General features: G+C 33.3%; 23 protein-coding genes. 7 read left to right on the forward strand and 16 right to left on the reverse strand.

Annotation, left to right across the window (positions count from 1 at the left end):
• Positions 1-128: 128 nt before the first annotated feature.
• Positions 129-1,808 (reverse strand): RluA family pseudouridine synthase, encoded by a 1,680-nt coding sequence (locus tag AAEO58_RS09450; protein WP_341683185.1) that lies wholly within the window; start codon positions 1,806-1,808, stop codon positions 129-131.
• A gap of 56 nt (positions 1,809-1,864) precedes the next feature.
• Here AAEO58_RS09450 and AAEO58_RS09455 point away from each other — a divergent pair, with 56 nt between their 5' ends.
• Together AAEO58_RS09455 and AAEO58_RS09460 are read left to right on the forward strand one after the other, a co-directional pair.
• The gene (locus AAEO58_RS09455; RefSeq protein ID WP_291138255.1) at positions 1,865-2,101 is read left to right on the forward strand and encodes a hypothetical protein; all 237 of its coding nucleotides are present in this window, start codon (positions 1,865-1,867) and stop codon (positions 2,099-2,101) included.
• A complete protein-coding gene (locus tag AAEO58_RS09460; RefSeq protein WP_341683186.1) occupies positions 2,098-2,376 on the forward strand; it encodes a type II toxin-antitoxin system RelE/ParE family toxin in 279 nt (92 codons plus the stop codon). The genes AAEO58_RS09455 and AAEO58_RS09460 overlap by 4 nt, the downstream gene beginning before the upstream one ends.
• Positions 2,377-2,441: 65 nt before the next feature.
• Here AAEO58_RS09460 and AAEO58_RS09465 read toward each other — a convergent pair whose 3' ends face one another.
• From AAEO58_RS09465 to prfB, 4 genes are all read right to left on the reverse strand, one after another.
• Positions 2,442-4,070 carry an acyl-CoA carboxylase subunit beta gene (locus AAEO58_RS09465; RefSeq protein ID WP_341683187.1) on the reverse strand — a complete coding sequence of 543 codons (1,629 nt, stop codon included), beginning with the start codon at positions 4,068-4,070 and terminating at the stop codon, positions 2,442-2,444.
• A 98-nt stretch (positions 4,071-4,168) separates the two neighbouring features.
• Entirely contained in the window at positions 4,169-4,573 is a 405-nt protein-coding gene (gene yiaA / locus AAEO58_RS09470; RefSeq protein ID WP_341683188.1) for an inner membrane protein YiaA, read from the reverse strand.
• A gap of 27 nt (positions 4,574-4,600) precedes the next feature.
• The gene (gene lpxD, locus AAEO58_RS09475; RefSeq protein ID WP_341683189.1) at positions 4,601-5,599 is read right to left on the reverse strand and encodes a UDP-3-O-(3-hydroxymyristoyl)glucosamine N-acyltransferase; all 999 of its coding nucleotides are present in this window, start codon (positions 5,597-5,599) and stop codon (positions 4,601-4,603) included.
• A gap of 125 nt (positions 5,600-5,724) precedes the next feature.
• Positions 5,725-6,820, reverse strand: a protein-coding gene (gene prfB / locus AAEO58_RS09480; RefSeq protein ID WP_341683190.1) for a peptide chain release factor 2 whose coding sequence is annotated in 2 segments (ribosomal slippage) — positions 5,725-6,756 and positions 6,758-6,820 — 1,095 coding nt in all. Because the reading frame shifts where the segments join, the coding sequence is not laid out codon by codon here.
• A 47-nt stretch (positions 6,821-6,867) separates the two neighbouring features.
• Between prfB and AAEO58_RS09485 the strand changes: the two genes are divergently transcribed.
• Both AAEO58_RS09485 and AAEO58_RS09490 read left to right on the forward strand, forming a co-directional pair.
• A complete protein-coding gene (locus tag AAEO58_RS09485; RefSeq protein ID WP_341683191.1) occupies positions 6,868-7,893 on the forward strand; it encodes a threonine aldolase family protein in 1,026 nt (341 codons plus the stop codon).
• 2 nt (positions 7,894-7,895) lie between these two features.
• A complete protein-coding gene (locus AAEO58_RS09490) occupies positions 7,896-8,669 on the forward strand; it encodes a sulfite exporter TauE/SafE family protein (RefSeq protein ID WP_341683192.1) in 774 nt (257 codons plus the stop codon).
• Here AAEO58_RS09490 and AAEO58_RS09495 read toward each other — a convergent pair whose 3' ends face one another.
• From AAEO58_RS09495 to AAEO58_RS09505, 3 genes are all read right to left on the reverse strand, one after another.
• The gene (locus AAEO58_RS09495) at positions 8,670-9,056 is read right to left on the reverse strand and encodes an acyl-CoA thioesterase (RefSeq protein ID WP_341683193.1); all 387 of its coding nucleotides are present in this window, start codon (positions 9,054-9,056) and stop codon (positions 8,670-8,672) included. It lies immediately after the preceding gene.
• Positions 9,057-9,058: 2 nt separating this feature from the next.
• Positions 9,059-9,544: a PAS domain-containing protein gene (locus AAEO58_RS09500; protein ID WP_341683194.1), complete on the reverse strand. Its 486-nt coding sequence runs from the start codon at positions 9,542-9,544 to the stop codon at positions 9,059-9,061.
• A gap of 260 nt (positions 9,545-9,804) precedes the next feature.
• Complete coding sequence (locus AAEO58_RS09505) at positions 9,805-10,128, reverse strand: YbaB/EbfC family nucleoid-associated protein (RefSeq protein WP_264369516.1); 324 nt, start codon at positions 10,126-10,128, stop codon at positions 9,805-9,807.
• Between the two features lie 64 nt (positions 10,129-10,192).
• On the opposite strand from AAEO58_RS09505, the gene AAEO58_RS09510 reads away from it, so the two are divergent.
• Positions 10,193-12,328 carry a S9 family peptidase gene (locus AAEO58_RS09510; protein ID WP_423972059.1) on the forward strand — a complete coding sequence of 712 codons (2,136 nt, stop codon included), beginning with the start codon at positions 10,193-10,195 and terminating at the stop codon, positions 12,326-12,328.
• A 137-nt stretch (positions 12,329-12,465) separates the two neighbouring features.
• Positions 12,466-13,506, forward strand: coding sequence for a cysteate synthase (gene capA, locus AAEO58_RS09515; protein ID WP_341683195.1), 1,041 nt, complete (start codon positions 12,466-12,468; stop codon positions 13,504-13,506).
• Between the two features lie 51 nt (positions 13,507-13,557).
• Here capA and AAEO58_RS09520 read toward each other — a convergent pair whose 3' ends face one another.
• The 4 genes from AAEO58_RS09520 to gcvT all read right to left on the reverse strand — a co-directional run bounded on the left by AAEO58_RS09520 (position 13,558) and on the right by gcvT (position 16,723).
• Positions 13,558-14,007 carry an SRPBCC family protein gene (locus AAEO58_RS09520; RefSeq protein WP_341683196.1) on the reverse strand — a complete coding sequence of 150 codons (450 nt, stop codon included), beginning with the start codon at positions 14,005-14,007 and terminating at the stop codon, positions 13,558-13,560.
• Positions 14,008-14,019: 12 nt separating this feature from the next.
• The gene (locus AAEO58_RS09525) at positions 14,020-14,676 is read right to left on the reverse strand and encodes a super-infection exclusion protein B (protein ID WP_341683197.1); all 657 of its coding nucleotides are present in this window, start codon (positions 14,674-14,676) and stop codon (positions 14,020-14,022) included.
• Between the two features lie 124 nt (positions 14,677-14,800).
• A complete protein-coding gene (locus AAEO58_RS09530) occupies positions 14,801-15,520 on the reverse strand; it encodes a YebC/PmpR family DNA-binding transcriptional regulator (RefSeq protein ID WP_133606656.1) in 720 nt (239 codons plus the stop codon).
• Between the two features lie 120 nt (positions 15,521-15,640).
• On the reverse strand, positions 15,641-16,723 hold the full coding sequence (gcvT, locus tag AAEO58_RS09535) for a glycine cleavage system aminomethyltransferase GcvT (RefSeq protein WP_341683198.1): 1,083 nt from the start codon (positions 16,721-16,723) through the stop codon (positions 15,641-15,643).
• A gap of 165 nt (positions 16,724-16,888) precedes the next feature.
• Here gcvT and hutH point away from each other — a divergent pair, with 165 nt between their 5' ends.
• Positions 16,889-18,391 (forward strand): histidine ammonia-lyase, encoded by a 1,503-nt coding sequence (gene hutH / locus AAEO58_RS09540; protein WP_341683199.1) that lies wholly within the window; start codon positions 16,889-16,891, stop codon positions 18,389-18,391.
• 48 nt (positions 18,392-18,439) lie between these two features.
• Here the strand turns inward: hutH and AAEO58_RS09545 are convergent, their stop codons facing one another.
• From AAEO58_RS09545 to AAEO58_RS09560, 4 genes are all read right to left on the reverse strand, one after another.
• Positions 18,440-18,802 (reverse strand): DUF1304 domain-containing protein, encoded by a 363-nt coding sequence (locus tag AAEO58_RS09545; protein WP_341683200.1) that lies wholly within the window; start codon positions 18,800-18,802, stop codon positions 18,440-18,442.
• Positions 18,799-18,981 (reverse strand): GldL-related protein, encoded by a 183-nt coding sequence (locus AAEO58_RS09550; RefSeq protein WP_341683201.1) that lies wholly within the window; start codon positions 18,979-18,981, stop codon positions 18,799-18,801. The genes AAEO58_RS09545 and AAEO58_RS09550 overlap by 4 nt, the downstream gene beginning before the upstream one ends.
• A gap of 32 nt (positions 18,982-19,013) precedes the next feature.
• A complete protein-coding gene (gene rimK / locus AAEO58_RS09555) occupies positions 19,014-20,381 on the reverse strand; it encodes a 30S ribosomal protein S6--L-glutamate ligase (protein ID WP_264369504.1) in 1,368 nt (455 codons plus the stop codon).
• A gap of 80 nt (positions 20,382-20,461) precedes the next feature.
• A complete protein-coding gene (locus AAEO58_RS09560) occupies positions 20,462-23,011 on the reverse strand; it encodes an ATP-dependent Clp protease ATP-binding subunit (RefSeq protein ID WP_341683202.1) in 2,550 nt (849 codons plus the stop codon).
• Positions 23,012-23,096: the final 85 nt, after the last annotated feature.

Here is a 23,096-nt window from a genome sequence, read left to right on the forward strand (position 1 = left end):
CAGAGTGTTCAAGTTATTAAATAGAAATAGAGAAGAAAGGATAAAATTAGTTTATAGCGTTAGTTTTTTATCTGAAGTAATTTAATTCATTTTAAGATTAAATTATTAGTAAAAGGATAGCTTTTTAGCTATCCTTTTTTATAAAATTGTATTTCAGCTTTTAAAGTAATTAGTTCTTTGCTTAACGGGTGTTCAAAAGTCAAACTTTCTGCATGTAAATGCAAACGATTGGCTTTTTTTCCATATAAATCATCGCCTACAATTGGAGTTTTTAAACCCAATTCATGCGAAGCATGTACTCGTAATTGATGCGTTCTACCCGTAATAGGATAGAAGTATACCAAAGTTTGGTTATTTCTAACTTCAATTTTTTCCCATTTAGTTTGCGCTGGTTTTCCATGTTCGTAGCAAACCAATTGTCTTGGTCTATCGTCCAAATCTACGCGAAGCGGTAAATCGATAAAACCTTGTTCTTCAGTTAAAATACCATTTAATAAAGCAACGTATCGTTTTTTAATGGTTCTTTTAATGAATTGACTTTGCAATTTCACATAGGTTTCTTCGTCTTTTGCAATTAACATCAATCCCGAAGTCGACATGTCTAATCGATGCACAATTAATGGTCCGGTTGCATTTGGATACAATTCTTTGACTCTTTGATAAACAGAATCGGATATGATTTTCCCAGGAACCGATAAAAATTCAGCTGGTTTATTTATTACTACTAATACCTCATCTTCAAAAATTATTTCAATGTCTTTTCCTTCCGCTGGATTTTCCTGAAATGGATTTGCTTCCATATCCAAACCATTTAGCATGTGAGACATTAAAATTGGCTCACACTTACTTTTACAAGCCGGATAAAATTGTTTGTGTTTTCTAATTTCTGATTTTGGCGATTGTCCCCACCAAAATTCAGCCATTGCAATGGGTTTCAAATTATGTTCAAATGCGTAATGTAATAACTTGGGAGCAGCACATTCTCCAGCTCCAGCAGGCGGATTGTTATTGAAGATTTCTCCAATGCTTTTTCGTTCGCCAAATTGATTTAAAAAAGAATATTCGGCAAACAATTTTTGTTGCAAAGCACCCGATTTTTGTCGGCGTTCTTCTTTAAGTTGGTTGATTTCGTCTAAAAGTAAATTGACTTCTTTTTGTGCATTTTCAATTTGAAAATTCCAATATTTCGTCATTTTTTTGAGTAAAATACTTTCTTTTTTACTTTCTTCCGAAAGTTCAATTTCTAATTGTTCAATTTCAGATGAAGATAAATTAGTGAATGAAATTCGTTTTTCATCGCGTTCAATTTTGAGCTTTTTGATTTTATCTTTCTGATTTTGAATATCGGTTAAAGCTTCAATTTTAGTACGGTCTAATTGATTTTTTTTGCTTTGAAGTTCGTCTGAATTTTCTAAAATTTCGATTTGACGATTGATTGCATTTAAAACTTCTTCTTCTTTTCTGAAAAATCCATTTTCTTGCAACATGTCAAAAATCGTCGGTACAAAATAGGGAAGATGATTTACACCAGCTAATTTTCCTGAAAAAGCCCATAAATAGCCTAATTCTCCATCTTGATTTTGACAAACTAAAACACCAAACATTTTTCCAATCACTAAACCTTCTTGATTTTCTTGTAAACCGAAATTGTGTTCAAAATCGGTTTGCTTTTCTAAATACGATTGCAATTCAGTTGTAGCAATCCTACTTAGTTCATGCGGTTCGTAGTAAAAAGGGAACGTGAATTTTTCGGGTAAAGAAATACCTGAAATATTGGTTTTGAAGGGTTGGATTAATGATTTTGACATGATGCAAAGATAAAGTAATTGAAATAATATTTATCTTTGTGTAAATCAGTTTACTCATGAATATCGAAACACACAGAAAAAGCATTATTCATAGAATTTTGGATGTCCAAAATGAAGTTGTTTTGGATAAAATTGACCAACTTTTAAATGAAGAAGGTTATATATATGATGTAACAGGAAAGTTGTTATCTGTTTCAGATTATAAGCAAGAAATTGAGGCTATTCTTAAAGTTTCAGAAGAAAATGATGTGTATAATTCCGAAGCAATAAGAAATAAGATTTTTAAGAAATGAAATCTGTTGTTTGGTCAAAAGCTTCCTTAGATTCCCTCGAAACAATTCATAATTTTATTTTTAAAAATAGTCCTCAAAACGCAGAAATGGTAGTTGATACTTTGTTAAATTTAGGAGATGATTTAGCAAAGTTTCCAGAAAGAAATCCCAGAGAACCTTTGTTTAATGATGAATCAATTCGCTATTTTCCAAAATGGAATTTTAAAATTGTATATCGTATAGAAGAAAATAGAATTTTGATTATTAATATTTATTCAACTAAGATGAATTGGTAATAAAAAAGAATTTCACGAATTAACACTGATTTATTTGTGCAAATTCGTGAAATTCGTGTTATGAATTAAACCTGAATCACTCCTAAATTAAATTGTTTTTCAATAGGAGCGTGGTTAGCTGCTTCAATTCCCATAGAAATCCAATTTCTGGTTTCTAATGGATCAATAATAGCGTCAGTCCACAAGCGAGAAGCTGCGTAGTACGGCGAAACTTGTTCGTCGTAACGTGCTTTGATTTTATCAAATAATTCTTTTTCTTTTACTTCATCAATTACTTCACCTTTTGCTTTTAAAGAAGAAGCTTCAATTTGTGCTAAAACTTTTGCAGCTTGCGTTCCACCCATAACCGCTAATTCAGCACTTGGCCAAGCGAAAATTAATCTTGGATCATACGCTTTTCCACACATGGCATAATTTCCTGCTCCGTATGAATTACCCACTATAACAGTAAATTTAGGAACTACAGAATTAGCCATCGCATTTACCATTTTAGCTCCGTCTTTAATGATTCCGCCGTGTTCTGATTTTGAACCCACCATAAATCCGGTAACGTCTTGCACAAAAACTAATGGAATTTTCTTCTGGTTACAATTCGCAATAAAACGAGTTGCTTTATCAGCCGAATCCGAATAAATTGCACCTCCAAACTGCATTTCGCCTTTAGCATTTTTCACAACTTTACGTTGGTTAGCTACAATTCCAACTGCCCAACCATCAATGCGAGCGTAAGCTGTGATTAAGGTTTTTCCATAATCACCTTTGTATTCATCAAATTCTGAATTATCTACCAAACGTTTGATGATTTCATACATATCGTATTGGTCAGCTCTCGATTTTGGTAAAATTCCGTAAATATCTTTTGGTTCTAAAGTTGGTTTTTCTGCTTTCACACGATTATATCCTGCTTTATCGAAATCACCAATTTTGCCTACGATACTTTTAATTCTATTTAAAGCATCTTTATCATCTTTAGCTTTATAATCAGTTACACCTGAAATTTCGCAATGTGTTGTTGCTCCTCCAAGTGTTTCATTATCAATAGTTTCTCCAATAGCAGCTTTTACTAAGTAACTACCAGCTAAGAAAATACTTCCGGTTTTATCTACAATCATGGCTTCATCGCTCATAATTGGTAAATAAGCTCCACCAGCAACACAACTTCCCATTACAGCGGCAATTTGGGTAATTCCCATACTGCTCATAATGGCGTTGTTTCTGAAAATACGACCGAAGTGTTCTTTATCTGGGAAAATTTCGTCTTGCATAGGTAAATAAACACCTGCCGAATCCACTAAATAGATGATAGGTAATCGGTTTTCCATAGCAATTTCTTGTGCACGAAGATTCTTTTTTCCTGTAATTGGAAACCAAGCACCAGCTTTTACGGTAGCGTCATTAGCCACCACAATACATTGCTTTCCAGAAATAAATCCGATTTTTACAACAACTCCTCCAGAAGGACAACCGCCGTGTTCTTTATACATACCATCTCCAACAAAAGCACCAATTTCAATGCTTTTTGCTTTTTCGTCTAAAAGGTAATCGATACGTTCACGTGCTGTCATTTTACCTTCAGCGTGCAATTTTTCGATACGTTTTGGTCCACCACCTAATTTAACTTGAGCAAATCTGTTTTTTAAATCGGAAAGTAAAAGTTTGTTATGATCTTCGTTTTTATTGAAATTAATGTCCATTTGGGTTTTGTTGTTTTATTGGTTGGCTAAAATACGAAATCCATCTGAAAAATAAATTCTTTAGATGGATTTCAAATAAATTTAACTAATGTTAATTTTTATTGCTGAGAATTTGTATCTCTAGCTTGACTATCTCTCGTGTTTTTTTGTACAGTAATGGCTCCAAAAATGGAAAGTAAAAATGAAAAGGCGTAAAATCCTTTTTCACTTGGGAGTAAAGTAGCATTCCATAATCCAACTACTAATAAAACGATTGATAAAATAGTAGCGAACCAGCAAATTCCGTAATATAAATCGGTCACCGGAATATTTTCTAAACGGTCTCGCACGCTTTTTTGCAAAGAAACAACAGCGAAAAGTCCAAACATTAAAACGGTGAAGTAATATCCCTTTTCATTTAACAGCATAGTTGCTCTGAATAATCCGATTAAATAACCAATCATTCCAGTGCCTAATGCAATCCAAGATGCAGCAATAAAAGCCGCTGAAGGTTTTTGATACATATATTAAAATTTATTGTTGTTATGACTTTATTTTTTGGACTCGTTTACCATTCTTTTTAAAATTGCCCATTGTCTTAAAGCGTCTTTAGCATCAATTGCAGGATAACCTAATAGCGTTTTTCCAGCTTCAACATCTCCAGTTACACCAGAACCTGCACCAATAATAGCACCATCTCCAATGGTGGTGTGGTCTTTAATTGAAGCACTTCCGCCAATAATTACACCATTTCCAAGCGTTACCGAACCTGCTAATCCGCTGTTTCCTGCCATAATACAGAACATTCCTAATTTAGAATTATGTCCGATTTGAACTAGATTGTCAATTTTACAGCCATTTCCTAAAACCGTAGAACTAAATTTTCCTCTATCAACACAAGTATTGGCTCCAATTTCTACATTGTTTCCAATAATTACATTTCCAATTTGAGGAATTTTTACCAATCCTTTTTCAGGATCAGGACGGAAACCAAATCCGTCTGCTCCAATGGTTGCATTTGGATGAATGATACAATCATTTCCAATGTGACAACGTTCTCTAACCACTGCTCCTGACCAAATTGTAGTATTTTTACCAATAGTACACTCGTCTAAAACGGTTACATTTGGATACAAAATAGAGTTTTCTCCAATTTTTACATTTGGACCAACATAACAATTTGCCCCAATTTTTGCACCATCACCAATTTGAGCTGTTTCGTCAATGCTAGCAGTTGGATGAATATTTGTTTTGAAAACGGGTGGAGGAGGAGCAAAAAGGGTTAAAATTTGCGACATTGCTAAATCAGCATTTTTTACTTTTATGAACGCTCTGTTTTCTCCCGGTTCGATTGAAATGTCCTCGTTTACAACAGCTACACAGGCTTTTGAAGTGGCCCAAAATTTTTCGTATTTTTTGTTTCCAATGAATGATATTTCAGTTTCATTAGCTACTTCTAATTGTTCAGGTGCAGTAATTTTTGTTGTTATTGAACCCACGATTGTTCCTTTTAGAACTTCGTTGATTTCTTCGATTGTAAATTGTTTCATTTTTAAGTTTGATTGGTAAATTTTGTCTAAAATATAAAAAGATTTTAGTTTTTTTAAATATTGTATAAAAAAATCCGAATTTCAATAACTGAAATTCGGATTTATAAGCTTTAGATTTATCTGAATTATTCTTCTTTTTGTCCCATCATCATTAAATAGGCTTTTAAGAAATTATCGATATCACCGTTCATAATTCCTTCCACATCACTGGATTCGTATCCCGAGCGAACATCTTTTACCAATTTGTAGGGATGCATTACATAGTTTCGAATTTGTGAACCCCATTCAATTTTCATTTTTCCAGCTTCGATATCACTTCGTTGGGCTTGTTGTTTTTTAAGCTCAATTTCGTACAACTGTGATTTCAACATTTGCATGGCTCGTTGGCGGTTGTCTTGTTGCGAACGCGTTTCTGAACACTGAATTTGTATTCCTGTAGGTTTGTGAAATAATTGTACTTTGGTTTCTACCTTATTTACATTTTGTCCACCAGCACCACTCGAACGCGAAGTAATGATTTCAATATCTGCTGGATTGATTTCAATTTCGATAGAATCATCCACCAAAGGATACACATAAACCGATGCAAAAGACGTATGACGTTTTGCATTACTATCAAAAGGAGAAATTCGCACCAAACGATGCACACCATTTTCGCCTTTTAAATAACCAAAAGCAAAATCGCCTTCAAATTCTAAGGTTACAGTTTTAATTCCCGCTACGTCACCTTCTTGAAAGTTTAGTTCTCTTATTTTATAGCCTTGTTTTTCGCCCCACATTAAATACATTCGCATTAGCATAGAAGCCCAGTCACAACTTTCTGTTCCACCAGCGCCAGCCGTAATTTGCAATACAGCACTCATGCTATCTCCTTCATCGGAAAGCATGTTTCTAAATTCTAAATCTTCAATGTGATTTAAAGTGTGTTGGTAAAGTGTTTCAACTTCTTCATCTGTGACATCTCCTTCTTTGAAGAAATCCATCATAATCTGAAGTTCTTCAGAGAATTCAATTCCTTTATTGTAATCTTCCACCCATTTCTTTTTAGAACGTAGGTTTCTTACAATGATTTCGGCTTCTTTTGGATTGTTCCAAAAATCGGGAGCGAAGGTTTTTTCTTCCTCGTTAGTTATTTCAATCGTTTTGGCATCAATGTCAAAGATACCTCCTTAACGCACCAAGGCGATCAATAATATCTCTGACTTGTTCTGTATTTATCATAAATATTGTAGTTTTACACAACAAAAATAGCTATTCTTTTTTATTCTATGGAAATAAATTTAGTAAGTGATACCGTAACCAAGCCTTCCGTTGAGATGTTAAACGCTATGTTTAATGCTAAAGTAGGTGATGATGTATATAAACAAGACCCAACTGTCAATGAGTTAGAGGAAACTTTGGCTGATTTATTTGGGATGGAAGCCGCTTTGTTTTTTCCTTCGGGAACTATGGCAAATCAAACGGCTATTAAATTACACACGCAACCTGGTGAACAAGTAATTTGCGATAAATACTCGCACATTTATCATTATGAAGGTGGTGGTGCTTCATTTAATAGTGGCGTTTCATGTTGTTTGGTTGATGGAAATCGTGGAATGATTACTGCTGATTTGGTTAAAAACGGTATTAATGACCCCGAATTTTATCACGCGCCTTTAACTTCTTTAGTGAGTATTGAAAATACAACCAATAAAGGTGGTGGCGCTTGTTATGACTTACAACCTTTGCAAGAAATTAAGCAAGTGTGCATCGACCATAATTTGAAATACCATTTAGATGGTGCGCGTTTGTGGAATGCTTTGGTAGCAAAAAAACAACATCCAAAGCAGTTTGGTGAATTGTTTGATACGATTTCGGTTTGTTTATCGAAAGGATTAGGAGCGCCTGTTGGTTCGGTTTTATTAGGAAGTAAAGCTGATATGCATCGTGCTTTGCGCATTAGAAAGATTTTTGGTGGAAATATGCGTCAATCTGGATATTTGGCTGCAGCTGGATTATTTGCATTGCAAAACAACATCAGTCGTTTAGAAATTGATCATAGAAGAGCGAAAGAATTAGGAAGTTTATTAGAAAAAATGCCTTGGGTTGCTAATGTGGAACCTGTGGAAACTAATATTTTGATTTTTGGATTGCAACCATCAGTTGATGAAAAGCTTTTCATGGATAAATTGAAACAAAAAGGAATTGCTATTAGTTCGATGGGACATGGAAAACTAAGAATTGTAACCCATTTAGATTACAAAGAAGTGATGCATGAATATGTAATGGAAGTATTTTCTAAACTAACTTTTTAATTTTGGAAATAGTAATAATTTCAATCGTAGCCTTTTTAACCGCTATTCTAACCTTTTTTTCAGGTTTTGGATTGGGAACTTTATTAACTCCAGTTTTCATGTTGTTCTTTCCAGTTGATATTGCGATTGGTTTATGTGGATTGGTTCATTTTGCCAATAATTTATTCAAGTTTTTCTTGGTTGGAAAACATGCGAAAAAAGAAGTTTTATTGAAATTCGGAATTCCTGCAATCTTTGCTGCTATGATAGGTTCGTGGTTGTTGTTACAAATTTCCGATTTAGAACCTTTGTTTAGTTATTCGCTTTTTGGAAAACAATTAGACGTTTTTCCAGTGAAATTCATCATTGCAGTTTTATTAGTGATTTTTGCCCTTTTAGATTTGATTCCGTTTTTAAGTAAATTGGAATTTGGAAAAGATAAATTGCCTTTAGGTGGAATTTTAAGCGGATTTTTCGGTGGACTTTCGGGACATCAAGGTGCTTTGCGAAGTGCATTTTTGATTAAAGCAGGTTTGTCCAAAGAAAGTTTCATTGCTACAGGAATTGTAGTTTCCATGTTTATCGATTTTACCCGATTGAGTGTTTATGCTTCAAAAATCACCACTTATACGTTGTATGAAAATAAAGTATTGTTGATTTCTGCAACACTTTGTGCTATTACGGGAGCGTATTTGGGTAACCAACTTTTAAAGAAAGTTACCCTAAAATTTCTCCAAGTTTTTGTTGCTGTTTTATTGCTTTTGGTGGCAATCGCTTTAGGAATGGGAATTATTTAATTAAATGATTTTTACTGCATTTTTATTTTCATCAATTGCAACAAAAGTAAATTCACCAGTAATTGCTTTTTCCCTATATTCATCGTACATTTTTTCGATAAAAATATCGACTCTTACTTTTAAACTAGTTGTACCTAAATAAGTAACTTTTCCTACAAGTTCTATAATTGTTCCGTGTGGAATTGGCTTTTTAAAATCAATTTTATCACTACTCACGGTAACCATTTTTTGACGACTATATCGTGTTGCGGTTATAAAGGCAATTTCGTCCATATAAAGCATAGCGGTTCCACCAAATAAAGTATCATAATGATTTGTTGTGTTAGGAAAAACAGCTTTAAATACTCTTGTTGTCGATTCTTTGATTCTTTCTTCTTGTGTTTTCATGTTTAAGATGCTTTTCTTTCAAAAGCTATATAATTAATAAAATTTCCTTGTTGATTAAATTTTGGATATGCCTCAATTTCACAAAAATAAGTGGAACCGTCCTTTTTGTAATTTAGAATTACTTCTTTAAAAGGTTTTTTAGATATAATAGCCTCTTTAATTATTTCTTTAGTTATATCAGAAGTGAGCGATCCTTGAAATATTTTTGGAGATTTACCAACAATCTCTGATGGAAAGTATCCATTCATTTTTATTATATTTTCGGTAGCAAATACAATTTCAAAATGGGAGTTGGTAATGATTACCGATTTTTTTTGTTTATGGACAATTTCAAAAAAATGTTCTTTAGATTTCCATTCTTTTTGAAAGGAATTGAAAAATAAAATTTCATTTTGCTGACTCGAAAAAATATCCCAAGAAATTAGTGGAGTAGGAATAATTTTTAATTTACTATAGTACTTAGCAATTGCCAATTCGTAATTTTTCATATAGTTTATTCATTTATTAGGAAAAGTGAATAAACAAGAAAACTTTTCATTTAGAGAATGAAAAGAAATCGAGTTTAAGCACTTGTCGTGATGCTTAAACAAAAACCAAAATATGTATCTGACTTATTCCTAAAAGAAAATCACAGTTGCACGACAGTCCAAGAATTTAACTTGGTTCCACATTGAAATACTACAAAATATTTCAGAATTGGTTTTTATTATTTTTAACAAATATAAGACTTTAAGTTTTATATTTGTTATTATTTAAACATATCCATTCCTGGAATGTTTGGCATGCCTTCTTTTGCCACAGCGGCTAACTCCGTTTCATGAACGTTTGTTGCTTTTTCAATAGCTTTGTTTAAAACGTTAACTAAATAATCTTCAAGCATTTCTTTGTCGCTAAGTAAATCATCACTTACGGTAATGTTTTTGATTTTTCTGTTAGCGGTAAGCGTTACTTCAAGCAAGCCATCAGCGCTTTTTTCATCGATTAAAACAAAGTCTAAACGCTTCTTTGTTTCTTCTACTTTTTGTTGGGTTTCTTTTAGTTTACCCATCATACCCATAATATCTCCAAACATAATTTTTATTTTTTTATTCCGACAAAAATACTAAATTAGCAGTTAATAATTATTGTAAAACTTCATGAAAAAAATCACGTATTTCCTTTTAGGTTGTGTTATTTTTGCTCCAGTTCACAGTCAAAATAAAACAAAAAAAATGTCTGATAAATTACAGCCACCAGTTGCTAAAATTGTTCCAAAAACACTAGAAAAGCATGGTGATAAAAGAATTGATAACTATTATTGGTTAAACGAAAGAGAAAACCCAGAAGTTATTGATTATCTGAATAAAGAAAACGAATATTATCAAAAATCAACAGCTCATACCAAACAATTTCAAGAGGAATTGTTTTTGGAAATGAAAGGAAGAATTAAAGAAGATGATAGTTCGGTTCCCTATTTATACAATGGTTATTACTATATTACTCGTTTCGAAAAAGGAAAAGATTACCCAATTTATTCTCGTAAAAAAGGAAGTTTAGATGCCAAAGAAGAAATCATGTTTGATTGTAATGAAATGGCTAAAGGACACACTTATTTCAACTTATCTGGATTAAATGTAAGTGAGGATAATAAATGGGTGGCGTTTGGAGTAGATTTAGTTTCAAGAAGACAATATACGATTCAAATTAAAAACTTAGAAACAGGTGAAATTCTTCCTGTAAAAATAGAAAACACTTCGGGAGGTTCTACTTGGGCTGGCGATAATAAAACATTATTCTACACAAGAAATGATCAACAAACTTTACGTTCCGATAAAATTTACAAGCATTCATTAGGAACAGAATCTTCTTCTGATATTTTGGTTTTTCACGAAAAAGACGATACGTTCAACACGTTTGTTTACAAAGAAAAATCGAAGAAATATCTAGTAATTGGTTCATCAAGTACATTGACTTCTGAATATCAAATTTTGGAATCTAAAAATCCTAATGGAGAATTTAGAGTTTTCCAAAAAAGAACTCGTGGATTAGAATATTCGATTTCGCATTATGGCGATAGTTTTTATATCGTTACCAATAAAGACAAAGCAACGAACTTCAAATTAATGAAAACTCCAGAAACCGCTACTTCGGCAGAATACTGGAAAGATTTAATTGGTCACAGAAAAGATGTTTTGTTAGAAGGAATTGAAATTTTCAGAGATTATTTAGTTGTTGAAGAACGTTCAAATGGTTTAAATAAAATTCAAATTCGTCCATGGAATGGAAAAGGCGAGTACTATTTACCATTTGAAAGCGAAACCTACACAGCTTACACTACAACTAATATAGATTTTGATACTGAAATTTTACGTTATGGTTACCAATCAATGGCAACACCATCTTCTGTGATTGATTTCAATATGAGTACTCAGGAGAAAAAAGTATTGAAAGAACTAGAAGTTTTGGGTGGAAAATTCGATAAGAACAATTACATCGAAGAAAGAATTTGGGCAACAGCAACTGACGGAACTAAAGTGCCAATTTCAATTGTTTACAGAAAAGGTATTAAAAAAGATGGTAAAAATCCATTGTTATTATATGCTTATGGTTCATATGGAGCTACTATGGATCCGTATTTTTCATCAACTCGTTTGAGTTTATTGGATAGAGGATTTATCTATGCTATTGCGCACATTAGAGGAGGCGAGGACTTAGGAAGAGAGTGGTATGAGAACGGAAAACTTTTAAAGAAAATTAACACTTTCACCGATTTTATTGACTGTTCAAAATTTGTGATTGCAGAAAAATACACTTCGGCAGCACATTTGTACGCAGAAGGTGGATCAGCTGGTGGTTTGCTAATGGGTGCAATTGTTAATATGGCACCAGAATTGTACAATGGAGTAATTGCTCAAGTTCCGTTTGTGGACGTTATTACGACTATGTTAGATGATACAATTCCGTTGACAACTGGAGAGTATGACGAATGGGGAAATCCGAACGAAAAAGTATATTATGATTACATGCTTTCGTATTCGCCATACGACCAAGTTAAAAAGCAAGATTATCCAAATATGTATGTTTCTACAGGGCTTCACGATTCGCAAGTACAATATTTTGAACCTGCAAAATGGGTGGCAAAATTGCGTGTTATGAAAACTAATGACAAACAATTATTCTTAGATACGAACATGGATGCAGGACATGGAGGAGCTTCAGGACGATTTGAAGCACTTAAAGAATTAGCTAAGGAATTTACATTTTTATTAGATTTAGAAAAAATTAAGAAGTAGTTCAAAATTTTTTGTTAAATTTGCAAGGTTTTGGAGGTGTCAAAAAGCGCCTAAAAAACAAAAAATCAAGTATAAAATACAATAAATGCTAGTAACGCATAGTATTTTGGAAACATTAAAACAAACAGTATCTTCATATGAAAGAAGAAATAAAAGCCTATAATAGTGTATTAGATTTAATAGGGAATACACCATTAATCAAACTGAGTAAAATTTCAGCTGATTTAACGGGTAATTTCTATGCAAAAGTTGAAGCCTTTAATCCAGGACATTCTACCAAGGATCGTATTGCATTATATATTATTGAAGAAGCAGAAAAAAGAGGTATCCTAAAACCAGGTGATACAATTGTTGAAACTACATCAGGAAACACTGGATTTAGTTTGGCAATGGTAAGTATCATCAAAGGATATGATTGTATTTTAGCAGTAAGTTCAAAATCGTCGAAGGATAAAATTGATATGTTACGTTCAATGGGTGCTAAGGTATATGTTTGCCCAGCACACGTTTCAGCTGATGATGAGCGTTCTTACTACAATGTTGCTAAAAGATTACATGAGGAAACTAAAGGTTCGGTTTATATTAACCAATATTTCAACGAGTTAAATGTTGATGCACATTATAAATCTACAGGACCAGAAATTTGGGAACAAACTGGCGGTCAAATTACTCACTTAGTAGCGTGTAGTGGAACTGGAGGAACTATTTCTGGAACAGCACGTTTCTTAAAAGAGCAAAATCCAAATATTAAAGTTTTAGGAGTAGATGCTTTTGGTTCGGTTTTGAAAAAATACCACGAAACAAAAGAGTTTGACAACGCTGAAATTTATCCATACCGTATTGAAGGTTTAGGTAAAAACTTAATTCCAACAGCTACCGATTTTGATATTATTGATAAATTTATCAAAGTTTCAGATGAGGAAAGTGCACACACTACAAGAGAATTAGCTAAGAAAGAAGGTTTATTCGTAGGATATACTTCTGGAGCAGCTTTTCAAGCCGTGAAGCAATATGCTGAAGAAGGAGAATTTGATGCCAACAGTAAAGTAGTTATCATTTTCCCTGATCATGGTTCAAGATACATGAGTAAAGTATTTAGTGATGATTGGATGAACGAACAAGGTTTCTTTGATTCTGTTAACCAAGAAGAAGCTTTAAAAATTGAAATTATCAAGTAATTTGATTTTAGATATAAAAAATCCCAATCGAAAGATTGGGATTTTTATTTTTTAATTATCCGGAATATTTGGTTCTACTAACTTCTTTAGTTTTTCTAACGATTCTTGCCAACCCAAGTAACACATTTCGGTAGGAATCATTTCGGGAATGTTTTCTTGTAGAATTTTAATTTCTGTACCACACGAAACTTCTTTTAACCAAACCGAAGTTGTCATTTCACCTGGTAAGTTAGGGTCATCAAAAGTGTCGGTGTATTTTAAAAACTCGTTTGGTTTGACATCGAGATAAGTTCCACCAAAAGAATGTCCGTTACCCGTTGTAAAGTTGATAAACGACATTTTAAAACTACCTCCAATTTTTACCTCCATACTGTGAACTTCACACAAAAAACCATAAGGTGGAATCCACGAAGCCATTGCATTTGCCTCAGTAAATGCACGAAACACCTTTTCAGGTGGAGCCGTTACTACGCGGTGTAACGATACAAAATTATCTGCCATATTTTTTTATTACTAATTTACGAAAAAAAGAATTGGGTTTTGTTTTGTGTACACGGAATGCAATTCCGCGCTATCGGGTATGTAATTCCGCACTATCTGGATAATCAATAATTGCCTTTTTTTGAGAAAATGTGGACGACTTTCTTCAATCTGTTGTTGAGATAATTTATTAAGCCCAAAGTATTCATCAGGATGAATTATTTTTCGCATATATTTATTCATTGTAAATGTAGTATTTCCTCCATCAACTATAAAGCTGTTTGCTCCTAAAGAAGAAGTTATAAAAATAACAGATTTACTAACCAATCCAGTAATAACTGGATGGTCATAAGGAAAATCTAATGCATGACGCTTTTGAAGAAAAAATTCTCTAATGACTGATACTTCATACGGGTCTAATGATTGAAGAGTTTCTCGATATTCTTTTTTTATTTCACGAGTGTGTAAGAACTTTCGGATTTCAGTAAAAATAAATTTGATAATATTTGTTACTAATAACCCACAACTTATTAGCCAGATTATGTAAGTATAAAATCCTACGGTGGTTTTTGGATTTGCTTTAATTAATACATGTTCTCCTCCATAGAATAAAAAACCACCAACAATAGCTATGACAAAGAATACAAAAGTTGGAATTTTTTTAATTTCAAAAATGTCTTTTAGTTCCATAAGTTAAATTTTAAGTCTTTTTTCGGTGCCTTGCGACTAACTTTCATAAAGTTATTATAATGCTAATATATAAAAAATCCTCACAATTTCTTGCGAGGATTTCATATATAAGATAGAAAAAGTATTACTCAGCGCTTTCTTGCATCGTGTGATATACGTTCATTACGTCATCGTCTTCTTCAATTTTTTCTAATAGTTTTTCAACATCAGCTACTTGGTCTGGTGTTAATTCTTTTGTTATTTGAGGTATTCTTTCAAATCCAGAAGATAAGATTTCTAATCCGCGAGTTTCTAATTCTTTTTGGATGGTTCCAAAGCTTTCAAAAGGAGCGTACATTAAAATGCCGTCTTCGTCAGCAAAGATTTCTTCTACACCAAAATCAATCATTTCTAATTCTAATTCTTCCACATCTTGTCCTTCTGCTGGAATTCTAAAATTGCACGTATGATCAAACATAAATTCAACCGAACCTTGTGTTCCAAACGTTCCGTTGCATTTGTTGAAGTAACTTCTAATGTTAGCAACTGTTCTGTTGTTGTTATCCGTAGCCGTTTCAATTAAAATTGCAATTCCGTGTGGTGCATACCCTTCAAACAACACTTCTTTAAAGTTAGCTGTGTCTTTATCCGATGCTTTTTTAATAGCGCGTTCTACGTTATCTTTAGGCATATTAGCAGCCTTAGCATTCTGAATCACCGCTCTTAAACGTGAGTTGGTTTCAGGATTTGGTCCGCCTTCTTTAACGGCCATTACAATATCTTTTCCTATACGTGTAAACGTTTTAGCCATTGCTGACCAACGTTTCATTTTACGGGCTTTTCTAAATTCAAACGCTCTTCCCATTTCTTTTTTGGTTTAAAGTTTCAAGTTTCAGGTTGCAAAAATAATAATTTCAAGTTCAAATTCAAGGTCAATTTCAATTTTCAAATTTGTACTTGTTCTTGAACTTGCCCTTGTTCTTGACTATTTTTTGTAAAATGGCATTTTAACCACTTTCGCCTTAATATCTTTATTTCTAATTCTAATATAAATTTCAGAATCTGGTGTAGCTAAAGCCGTTGGAACATATCCCATTCCGATAGCAATTCCCATAGAAGGTGATTGTGTTCCAGAAGTTACGATTCCAACTACATTTCCATCAGCATCAGCAATTTCGTAATCGTGACGAGGAATTCCTCTTTCTACCATTTCGAAACCAACTAATTTACGAGAAACGCCCGCTTCTTTTTGTTTCTTTAAGTTTTCTGAATTCGTGAATTCTTTGTCGAATTTTGTAATCCATCCTAAACCAGCTTCTAATGGAGAAGTCGTATCGTTGATATCGTTTCCGTATAAACAGAATCCCATTTCTAAACGTAAAGTATCACGAGCTGCTAATCCAATTGGTTTGATTCCGAATGCTGCTCCAGCTTCAAAAACTTTGTTCCAAATGTATTCTGCATCTTCGTTTTTAAAATAAATTTCAAATCCTCCCGAACCTGTATAACCTGTAGCTGAAACAATTACATCACTTTTTCCAGCAAATTCACCAATTTGGAACGTGTAATATCCCATATTCGTTAAATCGATAGAAGTCAATGATTGCATAGCTTCTGCAGCTTTTGGTCCTTGAATTGCTAATAATGAATAGCCTTCAGAAAGATTTTGCATATCCACGCCTAAATCATTGTGCGAAGAAATCCAATTCCAATCTTTTTCAATATTTGAAGCATTTACAACCAACATATAATGATTGTCAGCAATTTTATAAACGATTAAATCGTCAACAATTCCGCCTTCGTTATTTGGTAAACAAGAATATTGTGCTTTTCCATCAACTAATTTAGAAGCGTCATTTGAAGTTACTTTCTGAATTAAAGCTAACGCATTTTCTCCTTTTAAGAAAAATTCTCCCATGTGAGAAACGTCAAAAACACCAACGCCATTTCTAACGATTTCGTGTTCTGCATTTACTCCTTCATATTGCACAGGCATATTGTATCCTGCAAACGGAACCATTTTAGCTCCTAAACTTTCGTGAATGTGCGTTAACGCTGTATTTTTCATGATTTGATGTTGTATTATTAGAGAGCGCTAATTTATTGAAAATTCTTAAAAATGCACCCAGATTTCCCTTAAAATTTGAGAGATATTTATTTTTTGTTAATAATGCTGATAAATCTTGCATTTTAACAATTGTTTGCGGAATTTTGGACTTTTAAAATTAACCAAATGGAAACTACACATTATATAAGTTCAGATTTATTGTCTATCGACATGATTAACGAGATTGTTTTTCAAGGAAAACAGTTGGCATTATCAGAGGAAGCTATCGTAAACATTGAGAAATGTAGAAAATACTTAGATGATAAAATGAAGTCGAATAATGATCCAATCTACGGAATTAACACTGGTTTTGGTTCGTTGTGTAATGTGAAGATTTCGAATGAAAATTTATCAAAACTTCAAGAAAACTTAGTAAAATCGCACGCTTGCGGAACAGGGGAGGAAGTACCTCATGAAATTGTAAAAATCATGTTGTTATTGAAAATCCAATCGTTAAGCTACGGACATTCAGGTGTTCAGTTAGTTACTGTCCAACGTTTGATTGATTTTTATAATAATGATATTTTTCCAGTAATATATACACAAGGTTCGTTAGGCGCTTCGGGTGATTTAGCTCCATTAGCACATTTATCGTTACCGTTATTAGGAGAAGGTGAAGTATATTTAGATGGTTTCAGACAGCCTTCATCAAAAGTATTAGCCAAATTTGGTTGGGAACCAATCGTTTTACAATCGAAAGAAGGATTAGCGTTGTTGAACGGAACGCAATTCATGAGTGCTTACGGTGTTTATTGCTTGATTAAAGCAGAGAAAATTTCGTATTTAGCAGATGTAATCAGTGCAGTTTCTTTAGAAGGGTTTGATGGAAGAATCGAACCATTTACAGATTTGATTCACTTAGTTCGTCCTCACAAAGGTCAAGTACAAACCGCTGAAAGAATGCGCGATTTGTTAGAAGATAGTGAAATCATTGCGCAACCAAAAGTGCATGTGCAAGACCCATATTCATTCCGTTGTATTCCTCAAGTACACGGAGCTTCGAAAGATACAATTGATTATGTGAAGAAAGTATTCCGTACTGAAATCAACTCGGTTACCGATAATCCAAATATTTTCGTTGGAGAAGATTTGATTATTTCTGGAGGAAATTTCCACGGACAACCATTAGCTTTAGCATTAGATTTCTTAGGAATAGCGTTGTCAGAATTAGGAAGTATTTCAGAAAGAAGAACCTATCAATTAATTTCTGGATTAAGAGGTTTACCAGCGTTTTTAGTAAACGATCCAGGATTGAATTCAGGTTTCATGATTCCACAATATACAGCGGCAAGTATTGCTAGTCAAAACAAACAATTAGCAACACCAGCAAGTATTGATAGTATTGTTTCGTCAAACGGACAAGAAGATCACGTGAGCATGGGAGCAAACGCTGCAACTAAAACATTACGTATTGTTGAAAACGTGGAGCGCATTTTAGGAATTGAATTATTAAATGGTTCTCAAGCTTTAGAATTCAGAAGACCATTACAATCAAGTGAGTTTATTGAAAGTTTTGTAAAATCATATAGAGAGGAAGTTTCGTTTGTGTCAGAAGACAGAATTTTACATTACGATATTGAAAAATCCGTAGCTTTTTTGAATAGTTTTCAAATAGAGATGGAAGATTAATTCAAAATATTATAAAAGTAAAAAGCTCAAGAAAATCTTGAGCTTTTTTTATAAAAATAGAATTGTAATAATAGTTATAATTGCAGGAAGTGCTTGCACATAAAATATTTTTTTTGATGCAGAATAAGCTCCGAAAATTCCAGCAACAGTAACACAACAAAGGAAGAAGATAGCTATATTTCTACTCCAAATTTCATCGGAAATAGCCAAAGACCAAAGTAAACCTGCAGATAAAAATCCGTTATACAAGCCTTGATTGGCTGCTAAAACTTTTGTTTTTTCGAATAAATCTTCTGGAATAGTTCGGAATACTTTTTTGGCGCTCGTTGTCCAAGCAAACATTTCTAGCCATAAAAAATACAAATGGAGTAGTGCTATAACTAAAATTAATATTTTAGAAACTATACTCATTTCGTATTTTTAAGTAAAACTACAATTAATGTAATTAAAGCAATAGCTTCAGTAATCATTCCAATGGTTAACATAAAGTTAGCTCCAGGCCAATGCATAATTTTGAATAAAGCGCCAATTATTGTAATCGCCATCCCTAAAAGGAACAAAACCAACGGAACTGTATATTGCTTTTTCATAATCTATCTAATTTTGAACACTGAACACTGAATTATTTCCACTTAAAATTTTTCTCAATTGCTTTAATCATTTCTCCAGCAATATCTTTTTGCGTAGCACCTTCAATACCTTCTAAACCTGGAGATGAATTTACTTCTAACAATAAAGGTCCTTTTGAAGAACGAATAATATCAACTCCAGCCACTTTTAAATTCATTGCTTTTGCTGCTTTAATGGCAATTTTCTTTTCATCAGCAGTAATTTTTACCACAGAAGCAGTTCCACCCATATGAATGTTAGCTCTGAATTCTCCAGGAGCAGCTTCTCGTTGCATAGCAGCAACAACTTTTCCATCTACAACAAAGAGTCTCAAGTCTTTACCATTCGCTTCTTTAATGAATTCTTGAACTAAAATATTGGCATTTAAACTTTTGAAAGCATTAATAACTGATTCGGCTGCTTTTTTAGTTTCTGCCAAAACAACACCTTTTCCTTGTGTTCCTTCTAGTAATTTTACAATTAAAGGCGAGCCACCAACCATTTTAATCAAATCGTCTGTATCTAAAGGTGAATTGGCAAATCCAGTAGTTGGAATATCAACTCCGTTATTTAACAATAATTGTAATGAAAATAGTTTGTCTCTTGATTGTGTAATAGCAGAAGCGTTATTTAAAGCAAATACTTTTAAAGCTTCAAATTGACGCGTTAAAGCACAACCATAATACGTCATGCTAGGACGAATTCTCGGAATTACTGCATCAAAATCGTTTAGAACTTTTCCTCCACGATAATGAATTTCAGGTTTTGTTGCGTCTAATTTCATGTAGCAGTATTTCAAATTTAAGAAATGCATTTCATGACCTCTTAATTCGCCTGCTTCTAAAATTCGTTTGTTGCTATATAATTCTGGATTGCTTGCTAATAAACCAATTTTTAAACCTTTTTTGGATTCATTAGAAGCGTAGTAGTATTCTTTTAATTTTTCAGTTGTAGGTTGTCCCAATAAATAACGTTGCTCTGGGTCTACCAAAACACGTCCCGACATCGCTTCACGACCTAATAACATTCGGAAACCCATTGAATCACGGTTGGTAAGTGTAACCTCGATTTCCCAAGTTTTTCCACCAATCTCAAGTTTGGTTTTGATTACATAGCGTTGTTCTCTAAAGCCACTCGAACTTTTAACAACTCTCTTATCTACCAATGGTGCTTCGCAATGAATTACTGCTTTAGCATTATTTTGAATAGGATTTACGTCAAATTTAACCCAACTTTCACTGTCTTTTTCAAACGTAACAATATTGATAGCATGAAGAGCAGAAGTTTTTGCTCCTGAGTCAACACGTGCTTTAATTGTTGGGATTCCTAAAGTAGGGAAGGAACACCATTCTTCGCTACCTACAATAACTTTGTCTAACATTTTTAAACGAATAAATTAAGAATCTAATGTAGTATTTTTTTTAATATAATTTTAAAATTGCACAAAATAAAAAAACCAAGCTATGAGCTTGGTTCTTCTAATTTCTTAATTTCTATTTTGAGTTCTTGAGCCGTTTCATCTAAGTCCATGAAAATTTGATCGCCTTCATGGATTTTTTGAGTAATAATCTCTTCAGCTAGAGCATCTTCAACATATTTTTGAATGGCTCTTTTTAACGGACGCGCTCCAAATTGCTTATCAAAACCTTTTTCAGCAATGTAATCTTTGGCTGCTTCAGAAAGTTTTAAAGTGTAACCTAAATCTTTAACGCGGTCGTATAATTTGTCCATTTCGATATCAATAATTTTATCAATATCTTCTTTTTCTAGAGCATTGAATACAATTACATCATCAATTCTGTTTAAAAACTCAGGAGCAAAAGCTTTTTTCAAAGCGTTTTCGATAATTCCTTTTGAATGTTCTTCAGTTTGTGCAGTTTTTGATGCAGTTCCAAATCCAACTCCGGTTCCAAAGTCTTTTAATTGACGAGCACCAACGTTAGAAGTCATGATAATAATCGTATTTCTAAAATCGATTTTACGACCTAAACTATCTGTTAAATGTCCGTCATCTAATACTTGAAGCATCATATTGAAAACATCTGGATGTGCTTTTTCAATCTCATCTAAAAGTACCACGCAATAAGGTTTTCTTCTTACTTTTTCAGTTAATTGTCCACCTTCTTCGTATCCAACGTATCCTGGAGGCGCTCCAACTAAACGAGAAATAGCAAATTTTTCCATATATTCACTCATGTCAATACGAACCAAAGCATCTTCAGAATCAAATAATTCTTTTGCAATAACTTTAGCCAATTGTGTTTTTCCAACACCAGTTTGACCTAAGAAAATAAACGAACCAATCGGCTTGTTCGGATCTTTTAAACCAGCGCGATTTCTTTGGATAGATTTTGCAATTTTCAATACTGCTTCGTCTTGACCAATTACCTTACCTCTAATAAGTTCAGGTAAGTGAGCTAATTTATTACTTTCAGTTTGTGCTATACGATTTACTGGAATTCCTGTCATCATAGAAACTACATCAGCAACATTATCTTCGGTAACAGTAACTTTATTGTTTTTAGAATCTTCTTCCCATTGTTCTTGCGCAATAGCTAAATCTTTTTCGATGCGTTTTTCATCATCACGAAGTTTAGCTGCTTCTTCATATTTTTGTTTTTTAACGACTGTGTTTTTCAGTTCGCGCACTTCTTCTAACTGACGTTCTAATTCCAAAATTTGTTTTGGAACGTCAATATTTATAATATGAACACGAGAACCAGCTTCATCTAAAGCATCAATAGCTTTGTCTGGAAGAAAACGATCAGTCATGTAACGATTTGTCAATTTAACACATGCTTCAATTGCTTCAGGTGTGTAAATTACATTATGGTGGTCTTCGTATTTTGGTTTGATGTTATTTAAAATGGTAATTGTTTCTTCAACAGATGTTGGTTCTACAATTACTTTTTGAAAACGTCTTTCTAATGCACCATCTTTCTCAATGTATTGACGATACTCATCTAGGGTTGTTGCACCTACACATTGAATTTCTCCACGTGCCAAAGCTGGTTTAAACATGTTTGATGCATCAAGTGAGCCTGTTGCGCCTCCAGCACCTACAATGGTGTGAATCTCATCTATGAATAAAATAATATCGTCATTTTTTTCTAATTCATTCATTACCGCTTTCATTCTTTCTTCGAATTGTCCGCGATATTTTGTACCAGCCACTAAACTTGCTAAATCAAGTGTAACTACACGTTTGTTGAATAAATTACGAGATACTTTTTTCTTAATAATTCGCAAAGCTAAACCTTCAGCAATAGCCGATTTTCCAACTCCAGGTTCCCCAATTAAAAGCGGGTTGTTTTTCTTTCTACGGCTTAAAATTTGAGAAACACGTTCGATTTCTTTCTCACGTCCCACAACTGGGTCTAGTTTTCCTTCTTCTGCCATTTCGGTTAAGTCACGCCCGAAGTTGTCTAAAACTGGAGTTTTTGATTTTTTATTGGTTTTTCCACCTGATGGAGGATTGTTAAATGAGCTTTCTTTTAAACTGTCATCTTGTCCTGAATCGTCATTGAACGACTCCGCTTTTGGCAAGTTTTCTAAATAATCGTCTTCGTTTGTCATCATGGCTGTATACTGTTCTTTAACGGTTTCGTAATCGATTTTTAATTTGCCCATCAATTTAGTAGTTGGGTCGTTTTCATTGCGTAAAATGCATAGCAATAGGTGAGCGGTACTTATTTCAGAGTTGTTAAAAAGTTTCGCTTCTAGAAAAGTAGTCTTCAAAGCACGCTCTGCTTGACGCGTAAGGTGCAAATTCTTCTTTTCAATATTTTGAATACCATTAGGATTCGCAGGGCTAAGTATCTCTACTTTTTTTCGTAAGTGAGATAAGTCCACAGCTAAATTATTCAAGATATTAATTGCTTTTCCATTGCCATCTCGAAGTATTCCTAGCATTAAGTGTTCGGTACCAATAAAGTCGTGACCTAATCGTAAAGCTTCTTCTTTACTGTAGGTAATTACGTCTTTAACTCGTGGTGAAAAATTATCGTCCATAGCATTAGTAATATAAGTAAATGTACAAAATTCTATAAGGAAATACAAAAATCATACCTTATAAAAAGTACAGATAGGCTAAATG

It is taken from the genome of Flavobacterium helocola (assembly GCF_038289885.1).
Taxonomy (GTDB): domain Bacteria; phylum Bacteroidota; class Bacteroidia; order Flavobacteriales; family Flavobacteriaceae; genus Flavobacterium; species Flavobacterium cheniae.